This is a genomic window from Propionibacterium acidifaciens DSM 21887 (assembly GCF_000426605.1).
Lineage (GTDB): Bacteria > Actinomycetota > Actinomycetes > Propionibacteriales > Propionibacteriaceae > Propionibacterium > Propionibacterium acidifaciens.
Genome location: NZ_AUFR01000062.1, coordinates 1 through 4632 on the forward strand (window position 1 = coordinate 1; position 4632 = coordinate 4632).

4 protein-coding genes are annotated in these 4632 nt (G+C 59.4%); all 4 read right to left on the reverse strand.

Annotated elements, in window-relative coordinates; genetic code table 11:
- Window positions 1–157 precede the first annotated feature (157 nt).
- Genes cas2 through K336_RS0112170 form a run of 4 tightly spaced genes read right to left on the reverse strand, consistent with a single transcriptional unit; the run spans window position 158 to window position 4359 of the window.
- A complete protein-coding gene (cas2, locus tag K336_RS16395) occupies window positions 158–547 on the reverse strand; it encodes a CRISPR-associated endonuclease Cas2 (RefSeq protein WP_155945111.1) in 390 nt (129 codons plus the stop codon).
- Window positions 457–2064 carry a CRISPR-associated endonuclease Cas4/Cas1 gene (locus tag K336_RS18130; protein ID WP_081660850.1) on the reverse strand — a complete coding sequence of 536 codons (1608 nt, stop codon included), beginning with the start codon at window positions 2062–2064 and terminating at the stop codon, window positions 457–459. Before K336_RS18130 ends, cas2 begins: the two co-directional genes overlap by 91 nt.
- Window positions 2051–3070: a hypothetical protein gene (locus tag K336_RS18780; protein WP_155945112.1), complete on the reverse strand. Its 1020-nt coding sequence runs from the start codon at window positions 3068–3070 to the stop codon at window positions 2051–2053. Before K336_RS18780 ends, K336_RS18130 begins: the two co-directional genes overlap by 14 nt.
- Window positions 3067–4359, reverse strand: coding sequence for a hypothetical protein (locus tag K336_RS0112170; protein ID WP_155945113.1), 1293 nt, complete (start codon window positions 4357–4359; stop codon window positions 3067–3069). The genes K336_RS18780 and K336_RS0112170 overlap by 4 nt, the downstream gene beginning before the upstream one ends.
- Window positions 4360–4632 lie beyond the last annotated feature (273 nt).

Genomic DNA, 4632 nt, shown 5'->3' on the forward strand with positions numbered 1-4632 from the left:
GGTCAGGTGATTTGGAAGCTCTTCGCGAGAAACAGTGTAGCATGACGGCATGCTCGTCGGGGCGTGACGGTGAGGACGCCTTTGATTTGCCAGTTGACTACGAGATACGCAACTGCGAGCGGGTCGACCGGGTTTGTGTACTGAGACGGCTCTCGCATCAGATGATCATGGCTCCCGGGAGCATGGCGCAGCACGAACTCCCCAAGTGGGTGATCACTCTGGAATCGACCAGTTTCGAGGGGCCCAGATCGCACAGCAGGACTGAATCCTCCCCGGATTTCATGTTCTCCTCGAGCTCATGTTGAAGAATCGGTATCTTGCCCGGTGAACAGTCAATCATGAAGACGCTGTACTGCACTCGATGACCGAAACCCTTCAAGATCACTGATATTGTATGTCTTCGACGGTCGTCTGGGATGTCATATGCGATGAGAAATCTGTGGCTGTCGCGACGTGTCACCGTATGGTCATCCCCTTGTATTCGCTGCGGGTCCCGTCGATGACCCCGAGGAGGATCCTCGCCTGCACCTCGATTGCACGACGCCATGACGTTGTGTATCCGAATATCAAATGAGCTATCTCAGTAGTCGCCTTGTGTTCATAGGCGGTTGTCAATGCGTTTCTTCCTGCAGCTTTGAGTCGAGTGTCCCCAAGCGTTCGGGAGAACATTCCTGGGGTCAATGATCTGTTGTTGATGCAGGTGATGACCACGGAGTCGGCTATCGGTGCCCGAAATTCTTCCATCAGGTCAAGAGCCAAGGCCGGTTTGTTCCGGCTTGGTGAGTGAAGAAAACCTCCGTGCGGATCGAGCCCGCATGCCGTCAGCCCTCGGATGCAGTCAGCGAGCAGAAGACCGTAGCAGAAATTGAGGGCGGCGTTGAGCGGATCAGTGGCGCCTCTCCCGTGGCGCCCCGGCCAGGCTTCCAAGAATTCTTCGGCCTCGGTGCCCTTCAACATGGAGGGGAAGTCGGTGAAATAGATCTGCGCAGCCCTTCCCTCGAGCGCGAAGAGATCTGGAAGGCTGCTGACCTGAGTGGTCTGCCTGCCAAGGGCTCGAAGCTGGCTCGTTGTTGCCGATGTTCCGCCCCCGTTGCGGCGGAGCAGGGTTGCTTGATTCGAGATCTTCGCCTTGATCATGGCCTGAGCCAAGGGCAGACAACCGTACTCGGACATGGCCTGCTGGTGGATCCTGGCCTGCCCGTTCGGAAGCCGGGCGCTGGTGGCCCAACCAACCACTCGTCCTCTGCCACTGCACCAGACGATCGAGAGCCTTCTCCAGAGGAGTTCTCTGACGAGAGCACTGGAAAGATCCACGTTGCCGTGGACGACCATTCCACTGATTCTTTCAATCGGGCAGCTCGCCAGGGTTTCACCATTCTTGGCGATGACGACTTGACGCTCCTTCATGAAGGCCCGTGCGCCGGGAGTCATGACATGAACGATCTCTCCTTCCGGGTCCGACGCGGAGATGCGTCTCGTGGGTGATCCATTTGTGTGATGATGCTCGTCGGGAAGGCAGATTGTCGCGTGGGAACAGCTGGCGCATCGAGGGTCGTCCAGAAGCGGTTCAGGAGCACGTGAACCCCGGACCATCTCACGAGTCCGGCGAATCCATTCCAAGCATTCCTCTCTGCCGGCCGGACTGAGGGGCACGGGAATGCTCTTGTGGTGATTTATGAAGTGCACCTCGGCTCCGGTGACCGTGTACCCCATGCTCTCCAGGCACATGACCTCAGCCAATACTTGGATGCGCTGTGACTCCCTGATCTGGGGCTTTCTCCGGACCGGGGTCGACTTGTATTCCTGGATCGTCAGGGTGCCGTTCGGCTCTGAGTGGACGACGTCACAACGTCCGGTCAAGCCGAGCTCATCGCTGTGCACGAGCATCGCCCGCTCCGTTCCGGGACGTGATTCTGCCGGATCGTCAACACGAGTGTGTGCAACGGATCCTGCCGTCATGGCGAAGCTGTCGGCCTGCTCGCCCTGTGCTTCAAGCCATGCTCGACGCGGGCAGAAAACCATATGCACCAAGAGGCTTATCGGGATATTTTCAGTGGAGGTCATTGGGGACTCTGTTCAGGGGGTAAAAAGCGCCGCTCAAGATCATTTGTTCAGGGGCTTTCGAATTGTTCGTGGTGTAAACAGGAAATGTGCATATCCCAAGGACTCCTCTGGCCTTCAGATAGTCCGAAGCGGTTGCCATTGATGATTCGTCTGAATATGTGATATCGATGATTGCCCGAGTCTCCATGAGCGCTCGCCATGCGGCGGGGGATATTGGTTTCTCGGTGATCGGTATGACGAGGCTCCTTGGATGTCGACGCTGCTGGGGGACGGCGCCAGCTGTTGCGCTGATATCACTACCTGTTCCAGGTACAAGGGTGAAGCCACTGATGCCCCACAATCCGCACCAGGCCAAGGCGTCATCAACCGGGCCGGGAGGTGTCAGTCCGGTGGAAGTACGGGAATCAAGCTTGTCCTTGCCCAAGGGGTCAGAAATCTTTCTTCCGGTCAATCCGGCATCAATCGAATCCTTGTCAAAGGACGAGACGATTGAGGCGAGCTTCGACAGGCGATTTCCGACGAACTCTTCTCCATGATTCCTTGTCTTCATTTCCCAGCGCGACGCGGAGCTGTCAGGAAGCCTCGTATTGCGATCAAAAATCCAGTAGCCAGGCTCTCCGAGGTTGCTGATCATCAGATGGTCCAGAGCAGTCAGATCAGAGTCCAAGAACTCCTCTCGATGATCCTCGAATTGCTGAACCTCCGACTCCTTCTCGGGAAGGGGGAGTCGTGGACTGAACAGTCCGAAGGTTTTCTCGCCCCTTGGCGTGGTGAAGGACACCTTCGCCTGCACCCATGAGTCCTGGTCCGCGTGCCGCCGGGCGTGGGCGAGCACGGCCTCCGCCACCTCGGGGCCGTCCCAGGAGACCGTGGGTTCTGCCTTGGCGGAGTCCTTCCATTGAAGACGGACCCGGCTGGCGTCCGCCTCTTGGAGTATCTCGGCCAAGCCGATCATTGCGAAATGAGTGAGGGCGCTGTCGAGCCCTCCAGCAAGAATGATCCTCATGATCCCTCCCTCGACACTTGGCAGTCCGCTGCGCGCAGTACTGCCTCCAGATAGGCGCATGCCCATGGTCCGTAACGCCAACTCGTGCGGGTCATGATCTCGCACCACTCGCCCTCGAGGAAGAGTTCCTCTGCCCGCCTCCGGAGTTCGACGCTGTCGCCCTCATCGCACAGCAGATGCGCGTTCGCTTGGGGAAGAACTCGCCCGTGACCGTGACTCGTGCCGATGAGGCGCGCAATCAGTTCAGCGTCCTGCTCCCAGCTGATCGTGGGCCATGCGATGGCGACTGAACGCAATTCATGACGCCAGCCCCGGGGGAGGCCTCCTGACCATCGACGTCGAGAGATGCTCTGAGCGCTGGGGTCCAGGCTCTTCGCCAGCACCTGATCGGTGGTGTTGCCCAACCGGAAACGCTGGAACCGAGGGTCGGCTTTTCCGTCATCGTGGTGCAGCCCGGCTGTCGACAGATCCATGCGGATGTTCGAGGAGAGCCCGATGAGCTGTGCCAAGAGCTCCGCCCGCGCTGCGACGCCCCGCTGGTGGACGTCGAGCCCGACTGGGTGGTCTGCGGTCGTCCATTCCTGACGGATCGACTCGTCGTCCTCGACGGAAGCAGCGGTGGTGACGACGATCCACGACAGCGTGATGCCTTCGGTGAGGTCCGGCCCCAGGATCACCATGCCCTGCTCTCCGGCTTCCGTGAAGGTTCTCTGGGCGTCTTCACTCGACAGACCGCACAACTCGGTGAGCCATTTCGAGCCGCTCGAACCCGGAAAGATGATTCTGACGCTGTTCCCTCCCCAGAAGGACTGTCGGTGTTCGCATTCGGTGTTATCCGCTACGACGACGCCGTGGCGGGTGACGGGATGGTCGTTGTCGATGATGACGACATCACCGGGGGCAAGGAGGAGATCGCCGTTGTCTCCCGGAAGAGCGGGGCGGATCGATCCATCATGGCGGATGAAGGCTCGGGCATGGGTTCCCTGCCCTTCGATGATCTGCGTGGTGATCTTGCGTACCGTCTGCATCTCGGCGGGGTAGATCTCTTCATCGGTCGGTGGTGTCGCCTCGAGGAGCGGCAGAACCTCGTCCTCGCGTTCGGGCAACTCGTCTCGTACGACCAGCCCTGCCTGGAGTCGCTCCGGCTCGAGGGAGTCGCGGATCCACAACTCCAGTTTCTCCTCAGCGAGCATGTCGTCATCGGTCGCCTCCCACCGCATGACATCGCCCCTGTGGGGAAGCTTCACGATCTGTCGTTCCGGGGTCATCGGCGGCGGCGGGGAATCCATGAAGCTTATTCATAGGGATGATCTAAGCTGTTGTCGATGGTTTCGTGGAGGCGTGTCGCAGAAGACGAAGGGCGGCCTGCCCCGAGATAATTAATGCGTGACAAGAAACTATCAAGGAACAGGCCGCAGGCCCCATGCTATCACACGACTGACCCGAACCCAGATGCACGACCTGTGCCGGAGAATCCACGCGGCAACCGGCGGTGATCTGCCGTCGGCCGGTTCACGGCGGCTCGGCCCCCACCAGAGCGTCCGGCTCGTTCTGGCCAGTCT